Origin of the sequence: Burkholderia sp. BE17, assembly GCF_009362305.1 — a bacterium.
GTDB lineage: Bacteria > Pseudomonadota > Gammaproteobacteria > Burkholderiales > Burkholderiaceae > Burkholderia > Burkholderia pyrrocinia_C.
The window spans coordinates 143,547-159,491 of sequence record NZ_WHNU01000016.1; the positions used below are offsets into that span (position 1 = coordinate 143,547).

14 protein-coding genes are annotated in these 15,945 nt (G+C 70.1%); 5 read left to right on the forward strand and 9 right to left on the reverse strand.

Going from position 1 to position 15,945, the window contains the following annotated elements; genetic code table 11:
* Nucleotides 1-37: 37 nt before the first annotated feature.
* Nucleotides 38-709 (forward strand): response regulator, encoded by a 672-nt coding sequence (locus GD429_RS16055; protein WP_034179665.1) that lies wholly within the window; start codon nt 38-40, stop codon nt 707-709.
* 178 nt (nt 710-887) lie between these two features.
* Nucleotides 888-2,309 (forward strand): sensor histidine kinase, encoded by a 1,422-nt coding sequence (locus GD429_RS16060; protein ID WP_152857786.1) that lies wholly within the window; start codon nt 888-890, stop codon nt 2,307-2,309.
* 285 nt (nt 2,310-2,594) lie between these two features.
* Here the strand turns inward: GD429_RS16060 and GD429_RS16065 are convergent, their stop codons facing one another.
* The 8 genes from GD429_RS16065 to GD429_RS16100 all read right to left on the reverse strand — a co-directional run bounded on the left by GD429_RS16065 (nt 2,595) and on the right by GD429_RS16100 (nt 10,732).
* Complete coding sequence (locus GD429_RS16065) at nt 2,595-3,461, reverse strand: MOSC domain-containing protein (protein ID WP_152857787.1); 867 nt, start codon at nt 3,459-3,461, stop codon at nt 2,595-2,597.
* A gap of 93 nt (nt 3,462-3,554) precedes the next feature.
* Complete coding sequence (locus GD429_RS16070; RefSeq protein WP_152857788.1) at nt 3,555-4,508, reverse strand: ABC transporter substrate-binding protein; 954 nt, start codon at nt 4,506-4,508, stop codon at nt 3,555-3,557.
* Nucleotides 4,509-4,545: 37 nt separating this feature from the next.
* Complete coding sequence (locus GD429_RS16075) at nt 4,546-5,727, reverse strand: c-type cytochrome (protein ID WP_152857789.1); 1,182 nt, start codon at nt 5,725-5,727, stop codon at nt 4,546-4,548.
* 50 nt (nt 5,728-5,777) lie between these two features.
* Nucleotides 5,778-6,605, reverse strand: a complete 828-nt coding sequence (locus GD429_RS16080; RefSeq protein ID WP_152857790.1) for an ABC transporter ATP-binding protein — start codon at nt 6,603-6,605, stop codon at nt 5,778-5,780.
* Nucleotides 6,599-7,714 carry an ABC transporter permease gene (locus GD429_RS16085; protein WP_152857791.1) on the reverse strand — a complete coding sequence of 372 codons (1,116 nt, stop codon included), beginning with the start codon at nt 7,712-7,714 and terminating at the stop codon, nt 6,599-6,601. Before GD429_RS16085 ends, GD429_RS16080 begins: the two co-directional genes overlap by 7 nt.
* A 4-nt stretch (nt 7,715-7,718) precedes the next feature.
* Complete coding sequence (locus GD429_RS16090; protein ID WP_152857792.1) at nt 7,719-8,753, reverse strand: ABC transporter substrate-binding protein; 1,035 nt, start codon at nt 8,751-8,753, stop codon at nt 7,719-7,721.
* Between the two features lie 33 nt (nt 8,754-8,786).
* Nucleotides 8,787-9,626 (reverse strand): class II aldolase/adducin family protein, encoded by an 840-nt coding sequence (locus GD429_RS16095; protein ID WP_152857793.1) that lies wholly within the window; start codon nt 9,624-9,626, stop codon nt 8,787-8,789.
* A 20-nt stretch (nt 9,627-9,646) separates the two neighbouring features.
* Entirely contained in the window at nt 9,647-10,732 is a 1,086-nt protein-coding gene (locus tag GD429_RS16100; RefSeq protein ID WP_152857794.1) for an LLM class flavin-dependent oxidoreductase, read from the reverse strand.
* A gap of 346 nt (nt 10,733-11,078) precedes the next feature.
* On the opposite strand from GD429_RS16100, the gene GD429_RS16105 reads away from it, so the two are divergent.
* Nucleotides 11,079-12,425 carry an acyl-CoA dehydrogenase family protein gene (locus tag GD429_RS16105; protein WP_152857795.1) on the forward strand — a complete coding sequence of 449 codons (1,347 nt, stop codon included), beginning with the start codon at nt 11,079-11,081 and terminating at the stop codon, nt 12,423-12,425.
* Nucleotides 12,426-12,486: 61 nt separating this feature from the next.
* Here the strand turns inward: GD429_RS16105 and GD429_RS16110 are convergent, their stop codons facing one another.
* Nucleotides 12,487-13,461 carry a LysR family transcriptional regulator gene (locus tag GD429_RS16110; RefSeq protein WP_193727113.1) on the reverse strand — a complete coding sequence of 325 codons (975 nt, stop codon included), beginning with the start codon at nt 13,459-13,461 and terminating at the stop codon, nt 12,487-12,489.
* Nucleotides 13,462-13,478: 17 nt separating this feature from the next.
* On the opposite strand from GD429_RS16110, the gene GD429_RS16115 reads away from it, so the two are divergent.
* Together GD429_RS16115 and GD429_RS16120 are read left to right on the forward strand one after the other, a co-directional pair.
* Nucleotides 13,479-14,045: a cysteine dioxygenase gene (locus tag GD429_RS16115; RefSeq protein WP_152857797.1), complete on the forward strand. Its 567-nt coding sequence runs from the start codon at nt 13,479-13,481 to the stop codon at nt 14,043-14,045.
* A gap of 104 nt (nt 14,046-14,149) precedes the next feature.
* Nucleotides 14,150-15,775, forward strand: a complete 1,626-nt coding sequence (locus tag GD429_RS16120) for a rhodanese-related sulfurtransferase (RefSeq protein WP_321574646.1) — start codon at nt 14,150-14,152, stop codon at nt 15,773-15,775.
* Nucleotides 15,776-15,945: the final 170 nt, after the last annotated feature.

The following is a 15,945-nucleotide window of genomic DNA, read 5'->3' on the forward strand; positions in this document are numbered from 1 at the left end:
ATAGCGTCCTTTGTGTCATGGATTTCCCGAGGTCCCCATGCGTGTGCTGCTCGTCGAAGACAATCCGAACCTGGCCCAGTCGCTGAACGACGCACTGAGCGCCGCGCGCTTCGCGGTCGATCACATGGCGGACGGGGAGGCGGCGGACCACGTGCTGCGCACGCAGGATTACGCGCTGGTGATCCTCGATCTCGGGCTGCCGAAGCTCGACGGGCTGGAGGTGCTGCGACGGCTGCGCGCGCGGCGCAATCCGGTGCCGGTGCTGATTCTCACCGCGCACGGGTCGGTCGAGGACCGCGTGAAGGGGCTCGATCTTGGCGCCGACGACTATCTCGCGAAGCCGTTCGAGCTGACCGAACTGGAAGCGCGCGCCCGCGCGCTGATCCGGCGCAGCCTCGGCCACGAGCACTCGCGAGTCGAATGCGGGCCGCTTTCGTATGACAGTATCGATCGCAGCTTCCACCTCGCGGGAGAACCGCTGTCGCTCACGCCGCGCGAGCGCTCGGTGCTCGAGGTGCTGATCCTGCGTAACGGCCGCGCGATCAACAAGGAAACGCTGTCGGAGAAAATCTTCGGGCTCGACGAGTCGGTCAACGCCGACGCGATCGAGATCTACGTGTACCGGCTGCGGAAGAAGCTCGAGAACACGGGCGTCGCGATCGTCACGCTGCGCGGGCTCGGGTATCTGCTCGAAGCGAAGGAAGTATGAGTTACGACCCCGACGCTCACTGGCTTTGCGTGGGACCGGAGTACGCGCTAAAGCGCTACTCCGGATCGACAGCTTTGCATGGGACCGGAGTAAGCGCCAAAGGCGCTAACTCCGGATCGACACGTTCGCTGCGCCCGAAGGGGGCGCATGGCTTCCTTGGGGCGGCCCGGCGGGAGCCATGGTGACCCGTCCGAACCTGCGCACGCAGGTCGCGCTGTGGCTGCTGCTGCCGTTGCTCGGCCTGCTCGCGCTCGACTCGTGGCTCACGTACCAGCGCGCGATGAGCGCCGCGCACGTCGCGTTCGACCGCACGCTGTCGTCGTCGCTGAAGTCGATCCGCGAAGGCGTGCGGCTCAACGACGGCGAGATCGAGGTCGACCTGCCGTATCTCGCGCTCGAAATGCTCGAATCGAGCGACGGCGGCAAGATCTACTACCTGATCCGCGAGGACAACGGCCGCACGATCACCGGCTACCCGGACCTGCCGCCGCCGCAGGGGCGCGACGCGGGCGACGGCGCGCTGTTCGTCACGCGCTACTACGACGTCGTCTATCGCGGCGAGCAGTTGCGGATGGCCGCGCTGCGCATACCGGTGCACGACGTGCCGACCGCGCAGTCGCGCATCGTGTGGGTGATGGTCGGGGAGACGATCGAGGCGCGTCAGGCGCTCGCCCGCGAGATCCTGGTGGGTTCGCTGCTGCAGGAAGGGCTGCTCGTCGTGCTCGCGCTCGGGATCGTGTGGCTCGGCGTCGGGCGCGGGCTGCGGCCGCTGAACCGGCTGTCGGCGACGGTCGCCGCGCGCAGCGAGGACGACCCGACACCGCTCGACACCGGCGCGATGCCGAGCGAGCTTGCGCCGCTCGTCGATTCGATCAACCAGTACATCGGCCGCACGCAGCGGATGCAGGTCGCGCGGCGCCGCTTCTTCGCCGATGCGGCCCATCAACTGAAGACGCCGCTCGCGGCCGTACAGGCCGGCGTCGAGCTCGCGCTGCGGCCCGACGAGCAGCCGCGCGCGGACGTGCACCTGCGGCGCGCGAACGGCGCGGTGCGGCAGGCCGCGAAAATCGTCCAGCAACTGCTGTCGCTGTCGCGGCTCGATTCGGACAGCGGCCACGCGGTCGCGCACAAGCCGGTCGCGCTGCATCGCGTCGCGCGCAGCGTGACGCTCGACTGGTCGCCCGTCGCACGCGCGCGCGACATCGATCTCGGCTTCGAGCACGAGGCCGACGTCAGCGTGCACGGGCAGTCCGACCTGCTCGGCGAAATGATCGGCAACCTGATCGACAACGCGATCCGCTATGCGGGCGACCGCGCGGTGATCACGGTGCGCGTGTCGCGCGACGGCGAACAGGCGCAGCTCGACGTGATCGACAACGGGCCGGGCATTCCGGCGGACGAGCGCGACGCGGTGTTCGAGCGCTTCCATCGCGGCAGCAAGACGCAAACGGTGGAAGGGACAGGGCTCGGGTTGTCGATCGTGCGGGAAATCGCACGCGTGCACCAGGGCAGCGTGACGCTTGTCGATGCGGCGGGCGGGGGGCTGGTCGTGACGATCCGGCTGCCGGCGGCGCACGAGGAGGGGCCGGGCGCGGCGTGACGACGTGCCTGAGGCAGGCCGAAGACCCCGCGGCAAGGTAGGCTGCGAAGCCGAAGCCGAAGCCGAAGCCGAAGCCGACATGCAGGCAAGCGTGCCGGCGCTATGCGCGCCGAGGCTCGATGACCGTCAGGATATTTCCGTGAATTCCACTACCGCATCCTTTTCCGCTGCGCCGGCGCGGCACGCGCTGCGCATTCATCGTGGCCGCGCCGCGATGCTCGGCGTCGCGGCGCTCTTCGCGTTCGGGGCGACGATGCGACGGCTATACAGTGCCGTGAGCACGCCTCAATCGCCGAACCCGATCTCCGCTTCGACCGTCTGGCCGACTTCGAGCCACGCACCCACGCCTTCGACGACGATCGCGTTGATGCCGAACGTCAGCGCATCGTCGTAGTTCGGATTCGCGCGATAGGTCTGCATCGTGTCGGTCGGTTCGTGCGGCCATTCCGGATCGGGCGCACCGGTGACCTGATCGATCGTCGGCATCGGGCAGCGCGTGCACAGCTTCACGAGGCGCAGCCGCACGGGCGTCGCGCCGTCGGTGTCGAGGTGTTCGACGAAATCCTCTTCGTATGCGTCGAGATCCGACACGACAATGTTCGGGCGGAAGCGGTTCATCGGGATCGCCGGCGCACCCTTCGCGGCGAGCCGCGCGTTCAGGTCGTCGAGCGACGACTGGCCGATCACGAGCAGCGGATAACCGTCCGCGAACTGCGTGTGCGTATCGATCTCGCCCGTCCATTTGCGGTTGCAGCCGCGGCGCGCGTCAGGCCCGAAGCGCGCGAGCCTGGTGGGCATGCCGAGGAATTCGGTGAGCCATGCGGCCGTCTCGGCGCCCGTGTCGATCGCGTCGACCGTGTCGCGCCAGACGGTCGCGGCCATTTTCGGCGTGGCGGGCGACACGTCGCCGTCGAGCGGCGTGCGGATCTCGCGCATGCCCGGCGCGTTCAGCACGAGCGCATCGCTGTCGAGTGCGGTGCGGATCAGCGCGAGGCGCGGGTGCGTGCGCTGCGTGATCATCTGCCCGTCGGGATCGGTGATCAGCCAGTGGCGGTCGTATGCGAGGCCTGTTTCGAGCAATTGCGCACGCGTCAGCGCGACGCCGGCGCAGGATTTGATCGGGTAGACAAAAAGTTCACTGATGGCTGGCATGGCGCTGGCTTCGAATGACGTAGATGGTCGAAGCGAGATTGTGCCAGATCGTGCCGAAGCCGTTCGGGCGGTTGCGCACCGCCGGGCGGCCGGTCATGCGAGCGGGAAACCCGCGTCGAAGGTCGTGCGCACGTCGAGCGGCTGGCGCAGCAGCCCGGCCTTCAGATAGAAGTCGGCCGTGCGCTGCTGTTCGGCGATCAGCGTCGCATCGATCGGCAGCCAGCGCGTGTTGCGGCGCTCGAACTGCAGCTTCGCGGCTGCCGGCGGAATGCCGATGATGCGTGCGAGCGCCGCGGAATACGCGTCGACGTGCCGGTACGACCAAGCCTGGGCGCGCACGACGCGCCGCAGGAAATCGTGCAGCACGTCGCGCTTCGACGCGATCGCCGCGTCGGTCGCCGCGATGTAGCTGAGGCCCGACCACAGCCCGCGGCCGTTGACGAGCACGCGCGCGCGGCCGCTCGTTTCGGCGAGCGCCGTGTAGGGCTCCCACGTCGCCCATGCGTCGATCGATCCGGTTGCGAGCGCAAGCATCGTGTCGGCCGGCGGCAGGAAGCGGAACGACACGGCATCGGGCGGCAGGCCCGCCGCGTCGAGCGCCTTCAACGTGACGAAATGGCCGATCGAGCCGCGCGTGGTGCCGATGCGCTTGCCCTTCAGGTCGGCCGCGCCTTTCAGTGCCGCGTCGGGCCGCACGAGCACGGCCGTGCCGTACGGATCGGAGCGGTTCGCGCCGATCACCTTGATGCGTGCGCCCGACGCGAGCGCGAAGATCACCGGCGCATCGCCGATCGGCCCGCAATCGACGGCGGCCGCGTTCAGTGCTTCGGCGAGCGGCGCGGCGGCCGGGAACTCGGTCCACGCGATGTCGTACGCGAGGCCGTTCAGTTCGCCGGCCGCTTCGAGCAGCGCGCGCAGCCCGCCTTTCTGGTCGCCGGCGCGCAGCAGCGGCCGTGCGCCCGATTGCGCGCGCAGCGCGGCCGGGGCCGCGGCGATCGTGGCGAGGGCGCTCGCCTGTGCGAGGAAATGGCGTCGGGTCGGATTCATCGTGAAGTTCGGTTGATCGAAAGAGAGGTTCGGGAAATCAGTGCGGGAGCCCGGCCTGCACGTCGCGTACGGGTTCCGCGTCGACGCGCAGCAGCAGCGCGGTCAGCGGGTCGCCGTTCGCGGCGGCCGTGGCCGGCCGCGCAGCGGCATCGGAACGACACAGCAGGTCGGCATCCGACCAGCCGGCGCTGCCCGGCAGCGCGCGCGCCCGCAGCCAGCCGCGCCGGTCGGCGAGCAGTTGCGTGCCGCCGAGCGTGTCGGGCGCGACGCCGGCAATCGTCGCGAACGCGAGCCAGGCATCGGGTGTCGACGCGACGCAGTTCGCACGCGTGCCGGTTGCCGACGGCACGGCCGCGCCGTGTGCCGTGACGAGCAAGGTTTGCCAGCGCGCGTCTTCCGGCGGCGGCGCGACGCCCGGTGCGAGCGCGACGATCCGCACGCGCTGGCCTGCGCGCCAGCGGTCGAGCGATTGCGGCGCGGCGCTGCCACAACGCACGTCGAGCGCCGGCAGCGGGACGGGCACGGGCCACGCGCCGTCGGCCTGCGCGCCGCTGCCTGCGGAGAGCGCTTTCAGGTAGTCGAGCACGGCCCACGTATCCTGCGGGTCGAGCGTCGCGGCGAAGCCGGGCATGGTCGGTGCGCCGTGTTCGTCGTGCGTGCCGTGGCGCACACGCCAGAACAGTTCGCCGTCGAGGCGACGGGCGAGCAGCGCGCCGGCAAAGGTCGGCGGCCAGTGCGAAAGCGTGGCCGCGAGCGGCCCTTCGCCACGGCCGTCCGTACCGTGGCAGGCCGCGCAGTGTTGCGCATACAGGTGTGCGCCGCGCATCACGTTCGATACCGAAAACGGCGTGGGATCGCGCTGGAAACTCGTCGGCACGGCGGGCGCGAGCCACAGCGACGACGGCGGCCACGGCGCGAACCATGCAATGGCGAGCGCGGCGATCGCGGAGGCGAAACGCCACTTTCGCGAAGCGAGCGCGACGCAGGTGAGCATGACGGCCAGCGCCGTCGCCGCACCGGCGAACGCGAGTTGCCGCGTGAGTCCCGCATCGATGCGCAGCGTCTCGAGTGCGATCCGGTGCGCCCACGGCCATGCGGCCTGACCGTCGGCGTCGCCTGTCAGGCCGACCGCGTGCAGCGCGCGCGCCAATGCGATTTGCGCGCGATACAGCAGTTGCAGGAATGCGAGCGCCCAGTCGGAGAACGGCGGCGCATTCATCGGCCACGTTCCCGCCGCGCGGCGGCCAAGCGTCGAACGGCACCCCGCATCTACCAGCTCGCATCCAGCCCGAGATGCCGCAGCGCGTCGTGGCGTAGTTCGGCGAGGCGCGGGTCGCCGCGATGGCGCGGGTAGGGCAGGTCGACGTGCAATTCGGCGACGATCCGTGCCGGACGCGGTCCGAACACGATCACGCGCTGCGCGAGAAACAGCGCTTCCTCGACATCGTGCGTGACGAGCAGCGCGGAGAACTCGTCGCGTTGCCACAGCGCGGTCAGCTCGGCCTGCATCGTGAGCCGCGTCAGCGAATCGAGCTTGCCGAGCGGCTCGTCGAGAATCAGCAGCCGCGGATCGTTGACGAGCGCACGGGCAAGCTCGACGCGCTGCGCCATTCCGCCGGACAACTGATGCGGAAACACGTTCGAGAATTCCTGCAGCCCGACGCGTTCGAGCGCATCGTCGACGCGATGCTGCGCGACACGCGCCACGCCGCGCGCTTCGAGGCCGAGTGCGACGTTCGCGCGCACGCGTCGCCACGGGTATAGCGTCGGGTCCTGGAACACGACGATGCGCGACGGATCGGGTTGCTCGATCGGCACGCCGTCCTGCGCGATCGTGCCTTGCCGCGCGGCGTCGAGGCCCGCGACGAGGCGCAGCAGCGTCGACTTCCCGCAGCCGCTCGGGCCGAGCAGCGCGACGAATTCGCCGGCCGCGACCGACAGCGTGACGTCGTCGAGCACCGGCAGCGGGCCACCTGAGCCGTCGAACGCATGGCTGACGCGGCGGATGTCGATGCGCGCGCCGCGCGGCGCCGTGATGGTGGGCGAAGCGGCTGCCGAAGCGGCAACTGACGGTCCGAATACGGTGGCGCTTACCATTTGACGGTTCCTTTCTGCCACGCGAGCACGCGGTCGCGCACCGCGAACAGCAGCGCGATCAGCCCGGAAAACAGCAGCGCCATCACGATCAGCGCCGCATACATGTTCACGTACGATGCCCAGCCCTGCGCCCAGCTCAGGTACCAGCCGAGCCCCGACTTGACGCCCATCATCTCGGCGACGACCAGCACCGTGAACGACGCGCTCAGCCCCATGAAGATGCCGACGAACACGTGCGGCAGCGCGGCCGGAATCGCGACGCGCAGCACCAGGAAGCGCGCGTTCGCGCCGAGCGTGCGAGCCACGTCGTAATACTGCTTGTCGACGCTCGCGACGCCCGACCACGTCAGCACCGCGACCGGGAAGCCGGTCGACAGCGCGATCAGGAACGCGGCGGCCGAATAGCTCGACGGGAAGAAGTAGAACGTGAGCGGCAGCAGCGCGGTGGCCGGCACGGGGCCGAGCACGCGCAGCACCGGATGCACCCAGTAGCCGATCCGGCGCGACCAGCCGATCGATACGCCGACGGCAAAGCCGACCGCGACGCCGTACGCAAACCCGAGCGCGAGCAGCTTCAGCGTGTTGCCAGCGCTGCCGAGCAGGCGCGGCCAGTCGTCGACATAGACCTCGATCAGCGCCTGCGGCGGCGCGAAGAACGGCGTCGGCAGCCAGCCGGTTTTCGCGGTGACGATCTCCCATGCGGCGAGCACGAGCGGCAGCGCGACGAGCCACGGGCCGGCCGGACGCACGCGCGCGAGCCGCGTGCGAGTGGCGGGCACGAGATGGCCGAGCGTCGCAACGGCGAGCAGCACCGCGGCGATCGACCATGCTGCCGTGCCGAACGTGTCCGTGTATGCCCAGTCGGTGAAGCCGACGACACGGTTCGGCCACAGTTGCGTGAGCGCGCCGAGCGCGGCCCACGCGAATGCGGCGGCGATGCCGGTCGGCCAGGTGCGTGCGCGGCGGGCTTCGGTGGACGGCGTGGCATCGCAGGCCGTGCAGGCAATGCGCTCAGACGCAGCGGAGACAGCGGAGACAGTAGACGCAGCGGCGCCGCCGGCCGGTACCGATGCAGCGCGCGCGGGGGAAGCGTGTTCGATCGTCGACATCGCGTCACCCCAGCACGTTCGCATAGACCTGCTGCGCGAAGCGCTGCGGGTCCGTGCTTTTCTTCAGCACGCTGATGCGGCGGAAATCGTCCGCATAGAACGCGATTTCCTGCTGCAGGTCGACGTTGGTCGGGTGATGCGTGTAGGTGAGCGTCGCGTACAGCTTTCGCAGGTCGTCGGGGCTGATCTTCGGCGAATACTTTGCGAACACCTTCGCGGCCTCGTTCGGGTTGTCGTGCGTGAACTCGGTCGCCTGCACGATCGAGCGCGCGAGTGCGGCGGCGGCAGGCCGGTCGTTGCGCAGGAGATCGCCGCGCGCGCCGATCACGCAGCACACCTTGCGCGCGTATTCGCCGGACAGGTTGGTCGCGAGTTCCGTATACGCGCCGTTGCTGCGCTTTTCGAGCAGGAAGAGATTCGGGTCGCCGTCGGCGATCGCGTGGATCTCGCCCTTGTCGACCGCGACGCCGAGCAGGTCGGCCGGATACTGCCGCCACGTGATGTCGCGCTCGGGATCGATCCCGTTCTTCGCGAGCAGGATCGAGAAGAAATGCTTGCCGGGCGCCGCGAGATCGCTGACGCCGACCGTCTTGCCCTTCAGCGCCTGCAGCGTCGTGACGCCGGCCGCCTTCGCGCCGACCAGCCGCACGCAGCCGCCGTGCGAGCTGCCGATGATCTTCACGTCGAAACCTGCTTCGAGCGGCTTCAGCCAGCGGTGGATCATCCCGACCGCCGCATCGGCCTTGCCGGTCGCGATCGATTCGAGCAACTGGTCGGTCGACCCGCTGTAGTTGATCAGGTCGACCTTCAGGCCGTTCTTCTCGAAGAAGCCGCGCTCCTGCGCGACGACGATCGGCGTCAGGCAGAACGCGTTCTGGTTCCACGCGAACGTGAGCTTCTTCAGCGGCGGTGCGGACCACGCTTTGCGGCCGAGCGTGATCGCCGGCGCGGCGAGCGCGGCGGCGCCGGCCGCGCGCAGCAGCCGGCGGCGTTTGTCGTCGTGCGCGATGGCCGGCGCGGGTGCGGTGGGTTGGGTCATGGCGGTCTGGTCTCCGGTCGTGCGGAAGGGCGCTCAGTCGAGCAGGTCGGGTTCGTCGGCGACGACGCGCGCGAACAGGCTGTCGAACGCATGCAGCGCGCCGTCGGGGCCGCCGATCTGGCCGTGCGTGTGGCGCGCGGTCGCGTGATCGATCGGCTGCGGTGTGCCGGCCGCTTCGGCCAGCAACTGCGTGTGCGCGGCGTTGTCGAGCGCGATGTACCACCACGCGGCGGCCTCGACCGTCGGGCCGGCCGTCAGGATCCCGTGGTTCTTCAGGATCACGCCCTTGTGCGTGCTGCCGTCCGGCTTCGAAAGCGCGTGCGCGATCCGCGCGCCTTCGCTCGTGTCGACGACCATCCCCGTGAAGTCGTCGAACAGCGCGTGATCCTCGTAGAACACGCACGCGTCCTGCGTGAGCGGATCGAGCGGGCGGCCGAGCGTCGACCATGCCTTGCCGTAGGTCGAATGCGTGTGCGCGGCGGCGACGACGTGCGGATGCGCTTCGTGGATCGCCGCATGGATCGCGAACGCGGCCTTGTTCAGCGGCCGCGTGCCGATCGCGGTTTCGCCGCGCGCGTTGACGAGCAGCAGGTCGGACACCTTGATCTGCGAGAAATGCACGCCGAGCGGATTCACCCAGAAATGATCGGGCAGTTCCGGATCGCGCGCGGTGATGTGGCCGGCGAGCCCGGCCGCGAAACCGAAGCGCGCGAACAGGCGGAACGCGGCCGCGAGCCGCTCCTGCCGGTGGCGGCGTTCGGCGGCGACGTCGATGCGCGGCGCGGGCGGATCGAACCAGAAATGCTGGCGCGGCGCTTCGGCGAGCACGAGGCCCGATGCGGTACGGACGGGCGTGGCGAGGACGGCGGACATGGCGTGCGGCTCCGTTGGCGTTAGGCGGCGCGGCGCGCCGCGTCGCGTTCCGCGACAGCGCTGCGCACGCGCGGAATCAGTTCGCGGCCGTAGTCGATCGCGTCTTCGAGCGGATCGAAGCCGCGGATCAGGAACGTCGTCACGCCGAGGTCGTAGTAGTCGAGCAGCGCATCGGCGACCTGTTCGGGCGTGCCGACGAGCGCCGTCGAGTTCGAGCGCGCGCCGGTGAGCTTCGCGATCTCGGTCCACAGCCGCTTGTCGACGCGCGAGCCGCGTTCGGCCGCGGCGAGCAGGCGGCGCGCGCCTTCGCTCTGCTGCGGGCCGCCGGCGCCGAGGCCGGCCGCTTCGCGCAGCCGCCGCGTTTCGTCGAGGATGCGGTGCGCGCGCGCCCACGCTTCGTCCTCGGTCGCGGCGAGGATCGGGCGGAACGACACGGAGAAACGCACCTGCCGGCCGTGCTGCGCGGCTTCGGCGCGCACGCGCGTCGTCAGGTCGCGCACCTGGTCGAGCGATTCGCCCCACAGCGCGTAGACGTCCGCGTGCTTGCCGGCCACCGCGAGCGCGGCCTCCGATGCGCCGCCGAAATAGATCGGCACATGCGGTTGCTGGAACGGCTTCACTTCCGAAAAGCCCTGCTTGAAGCGGTAATGCGCGCCGTCGTGATCGAACGGCTGCGCTTCGGTCCAGATCCGGCGCAGGATGCCGAGATATTCGTCGGTACGCGCATAACGCGCGTCGTGGTCGAGGAAATCGCCGTCGCGCTGCTGCTCGCTGTCCGAGCCGCCGGAGATGAAGTGCACGGCGAGCCGGCCGCGGCTGAACTGGTCGAGCGTCGCGATCTGCCGCGCGGCGAGCGTCGGCGCGGTGAAGCCCGGGCGATGCGCGAGCATGAAGTGGATGCGCTCGGTCGCGGCGGCCGCGAACGCGATCGTCAGCGTCGCCGACGGGCCGGTCGAGTGATGCGGCACAAGGATCCGGTCGAAGCCGGCCGTTTCGTGGGCGCGCGCAAAGTCGCGCACATAGTCGGGATCGACCACGGGGCCGGACGGCGAGTGGATTTCCGACTGCTTCTGGCTCTGGATCATGCCGATGAATTCGACGCTCATCTGGGTCTCCGGTGCAGGGACGTCCCGGTGCACGGCCGGGCAGGAATGGAGCGCAGGTTAACGCCGGGATCATGCGGAATGGAAATAATCAATCCCGATTTGAATATCAGATTTGCATGGTTTGGGAGGGTGGGCGCTGAGCATACGCTGTGGGCTCACTATCGATCGGGCGCGGATCGGGCGCGCGTCGGCGGCGTGCCGCGCAGTGCGTGCCGGCGATTCCGGCGCGACATGCCGGCCACATCGTCGACGTCACGCGAAACCGCGCCGCGTGGTGATCGATCACTGCTATTGCGGCTTTCGCCGCGATTGCCGCCTTTGCGTATTACCCAGGGAATCCGTCTCGATGTCCGCCAGCCTTGCCGCTTCCTCACCGTCGCAACAGCAGCCTTCGCTGCGCCTTCTGCCTGCCGACGATGCCGACGACGCCGACGATGCCGAAGACGCGCGCATTGCCGCGCTGCTCGACCGCCTCGCACCCACACTCGCCGCCGATGCGGCGCGCAACGACGTCGACGGCCGTTTCCCGCACGAGAACTTCGCGCGGTTGCATCGCGCAGGGCTGATTGCACAGATCGTGCCGCGCGAGCATGGCGGCGCGGGCGCGACGCTCGCGCGGGCGAGCCGGATCGTGGCCGCCGTCGCGCGCGCCGATCCGGCGACCGCGCTGGTGCTGACGATGACGTATCTGCAGCATCGCGCGCTCGCCCGTGCCGACACCCGCTGGCCTGCCCAGATGCGGCGCGCGGTGTTCGACAGCGCGGTCGCGCAAGGCGCGCTGATCAACGCGCTGCGCGTCGAGCCGGCGCTCGGTTCGCCGTCGCGCGGCGGCCTGCCGGAAACGGTCGCGCGCCGCGACGGCGACGGCTGGCGGCTGTCCGGCCACAAGCTGTACAGCACCGGGATTCCGGCGCTGCGCTGGCTGGCCGTGTGGGCGCGCACCGACGAACCGGAGCCGCGCGTCGGCGTGTTTCTCGTGCCGCGCGATCGTGATGCGGACGGCGACCGCATCCGCGTGATCGAAAGCTGGAATCACCTCGGCCAGCGCGCATCGGGCAGTCACGAGGTGGTATTCGACGATGTGCGGCTGCCGGCCGACCACGCGGTCGACGTGCGCGCGCCGCAGGCGTGGGCCGTGTCGGCCGCGACGCATGCGGATGCCGACGCACAGGCCGACCAGCAGGCTTGGATGGTCGCGCTGCTCGGCAGCCTGTACGACGCGGTGGCGCGCGCGTCGCGCGACTGGCTGGTCGGATTCGCGACGACGCGTGCGCCGAGCGGGCTCGGTGCGCCGCTCGCGACGCTGCCGCGCGTGCAGGAGGCGGTCGGCGAAATCGAGGGCTGGCTGCATGCGAACCGCGTGCTGCTCGACGATCTCATTTCACGCACCGACGCCGGCAACGCGCCGTCGGTGACCACGAGCGGCCTCGTCAAGCGGAGCGTGACCGAGCACGCGATCCGCGCGGTCGAGCAGGCGCTGAAACTGTCGGGCAACCACGGGCTGAGCCGTGACAATCCGCTCGAACGCCACTATCGCGACGTGCTGTGCAGTCGCGTGCATACGCCGCAGGACGACGCGATCGCGGTCGCCGCAGGGCGTGCGGTGCTTGAAGCGGCAAGCCGGGATGAAACGAAAGCGGAGGCGCGCGGGGCGTCGCGCGACGAGGTCGAACGCGGCCGAAACGATGCGTGAGCGGTGCAGCGCTGCGGGGGCAACAAACAGGACGGCGCGAAGCAGACGCCGCCCCGTCCGGTCACGCAGCCTTGCCGTGCGTCTGCTCGGGCAATGCGAATGCCGCGCGCGCATGCGCGGCTACGGCCGCGAGCGGTGCGTCGAAGCGCGCCGCATCGTGCCGGCGCAGCAGCCACAGATCGATCTGCGGCTTGAAATCGGCGAGCGGCACGATGTCGAGCGCGTCGCGCAGCGGGCTGCCTTCGACGAGCGGCAGCGGCATCAGCCCGATGCCGAAGCCGTTCGCGACGCTCTGCAGTTGCAGGTCGCGGCCGTAGGTGTCGAGCGTGACCGGCATCGGCAGGCCCTGCGCGTCGAGCGCGCGCCGCAGGCCCGCGCGAAAGCCGCAACCGTCGGGATTGAGCACCCAGCCGCGCGCGTGGCAATCCGCGAGCCGGTAGCTGCGGCGCGGCCAGTCGCCCTTGCGGCCGACCGCGACGAGCCGCGTGGCCAGCAGCCGTTCGCCTTCGACGTACGGCGGCAGCACCATCTCGCGCGCGAGGAATACGAGCGCCGCATCGAGCTCGCGGCGTGCGACGCGCTCGACGAGCGTGCCGCCCCACGCGGTCGTGACCTGCGTCGCGAGCGCGGGCCACTGCGCGGCGAGTTCGGCGATGAGTGCGGGCAGCATCAGTTCGCCGAGCCCCTGCGTGAGCCCGAGCCGGAATTCGCCTGCGGGCGGCTGCTGGCCGGCCGTCAGTTCGCGCAGCGCATCGACTTCGCGCAGGATCGCGCGACACTGCTCGAATACCTGCCGGCCGATGTCGGTCGGGCGCGGCGGCTTCGTGTTGCGATCGAGCAGGATCACGCCGAGCGCGTCCTCGAGATTCTGGACGCGCCGCGTGATCGCGGGCTGCGTCATCCCGAGCTCGGCCGCGGCCAAGCTCAGGGTCTGGCAGCGGACGACCGCTGCAAAAGCGTCGATATCGCTAATTTTCATGTTTGTTCTGCATGGTCTTTCGGGTGCATCATGACGATCCATCATATTCGGCATCATATTCGAGGAGGCAGCCGATGAGTACGCTTTCGCTGCATCAGACGCCGCTGCGTCCGTTCGTCGACGGTCTGGGCGCGCTGCTCGCGTCCGGCGCGAACGAGGCGCGCATTCTCGACGAGGGCGGCGCGCTGCTGGCCGCGCTCGTCGAACACGACGACTGGCTGCCCGACGCGTTCGCGCAGCCCGATCCCGCGCGTTATCGCCAGTACCTGCTGTATCTCGATCCGGACGAGCGGTTCTCGGTCGTCAGCTTCGTGTGGGGGCCCGGCCAGACGACGCCGATCCACAACCACACGGTGTGGGGGCTGATCGGGATGCTGCGCGGCGGCGAGTTTTCGCAGCCGTACCGGTTCGACGAAGCGGGCAAGCCCGTGCCGGCGGGCGAAGCCGTGCGGCTGGAGCCGGGCGAGGTCGAGGCCGTATCGCCGCACATCGGCGACGTCCATCGCGTGACCAACGCATTCGCCGACCAGGTATCGATCAGCATCCACGTGTACGGCGCGAACATCGGCAAGGTCGAGCGCGCGGTGTACCTGGACGACGGCACCGTGAAGCCTTTCGTGTCCGGCTATTCGAACGCCTGATGCGGCGCCCGCCGGCGTGGCCCGTTGCGGGCGCGTGCGGGCAGGCCGAAGATTCATCCGTTTCGCTTTCTTCACCGACTTCAACAGAATCCGACAGAGACATCGTGACGCAATCCGCCGATTCCACCTCCCGCTTTCCCGCCGCGTCGTACCAGGACGTGCGCGCGCGCCTGCTTGCCCGCGATGAGCTCGCGCTGATCGACGTACGCGAGGAAGATCCGTACGCGCAGGGCCACCCGCTGTGGGCCGCCAACTTTCCGCTGTCGAAGCTCGAACTCGACGCGTGGACGCGGATTCCGCGCCGCGACACGCCGATCGTCGTGTTCGGCGAAGCGGGCGGCGAGGATCTCGCGCCGCGCGCGGCCGCGAAGCTCGCGCAGCTCGGCTATACCGACGTGCGGCTGCTCGACGGCGGCCTTGCGGGCTGGCTGGCCGCGGGCGGCGAACTGTTCATCGACGTGAACGTGCCGAGCAAGTCGTTCGGCGAATGGGTCGAGGCCGAGCGGCATACGCCGTCGCTGTCCGCGCAGGAAGTGCAGGCGCTGATCGACGCGAAGGCCGATGTCGTGATCGTCGACGCGCGCCGTTTCGACGAATACCAGACGATGAACATCCCGACCTCGACGAGCGTGCCGGGCGCGGAACTCGTGCTGCGCGTGCGCGCGCTCGCGCCGAATCCGCACACGCAGGTGGTCGTCAACTGCGCGGGCCGCACACGCAGCATCATCGGCACGCAGTCGCTCGTCAACGCGGGGCTGCCGAACCCGGTCGCGGCACTGCGCAACGGCACGATCGGCTGGACGCTTGCCGGCCAGACGCTCGAGCGCGGCGCGGCGCGTCGCTTTCCGGACGAGATCGATGCGACGCAGCGCGCCGATGCACGCCGCGCTGCGCGCGCGGTGGCCGAGCGCGCCGGCGTGCCGCGCATCGGGCTCGCGGATGTCGCCGCGCTCGACGAGCCGGGCCGCACGCTGTACCGCTTCGACGTGCGCACGCCGGAGGAATATGAAGCCGGCCACCTGCCGGGCTTCCTGAGCACGCCGGGCGGCCAGCTCGTGCAGGAGACCGACCATCACGCGGCCGTGCGCGGCGCGCGGATCGTGCTCGCCGACGACGACGGCGTGCGCGCGGACATGACCGCGTCGTGGCTTGCACAGATGGGCTGGGATGTACGCGTGGTCGAGCCGGCCGGCGCGGCGGCGTTCGGCGAGCAAGGCCAGCCGCCGCGCGACGTGCCGGCAACGCCGCCCGCGACCGACGTGTCGCCCGCGACGCTCGCGGGCTGGCTGAAGGAAGCCGCGCCCGGCGAACTGGCGATCGTCGACGTGACGGCCAGCGCGAACTACGTGAAGCGCCATATTCCGGGCGCCTGGTTCGTCGTGCGCGCGCGGTTGCGCGACGCGCTCGCGGCGATCCCGCCGGCGAAGCGCTACGTGTTCACGTGCGGATCGAGCCTGCTCGCGCGGTTCGCGGCGGACGATGCGCGCGCGCTGCTGCCGGCGTCGGCCGACATCTCGGTGCTGACCGGCGGCACGGCCGCATGGATCGATGCGGGGCTGCCGCTCGAAAGCGGCGAGACGCGGCTCGCGTCGCCGCGCGTCGACCGCTACCGGCGCCCGTACGAAGGCACCGACAACGCGGCTGCCGCGATGCAGGCGTATCTCGACTGGGAATACGGGCTGGTCGACCAGTTGAAGCGCGACGGCACGCACCACTTCAGCGTGATCTGATCGATACGTGCGGTAGCCGGGCGCGGCGGCACGTAGTGCGCCGCGCCCGGCTACCGCCCGGCTACCGCCCGGCTACCGCCCGGCTACCGCCCGGCTACCGCCCGGCTACCGCCCGGCTACCGCCCGGCTACCGCCCGGCTACCGCCCGGCTACCGCCCGGCTACCGCCCG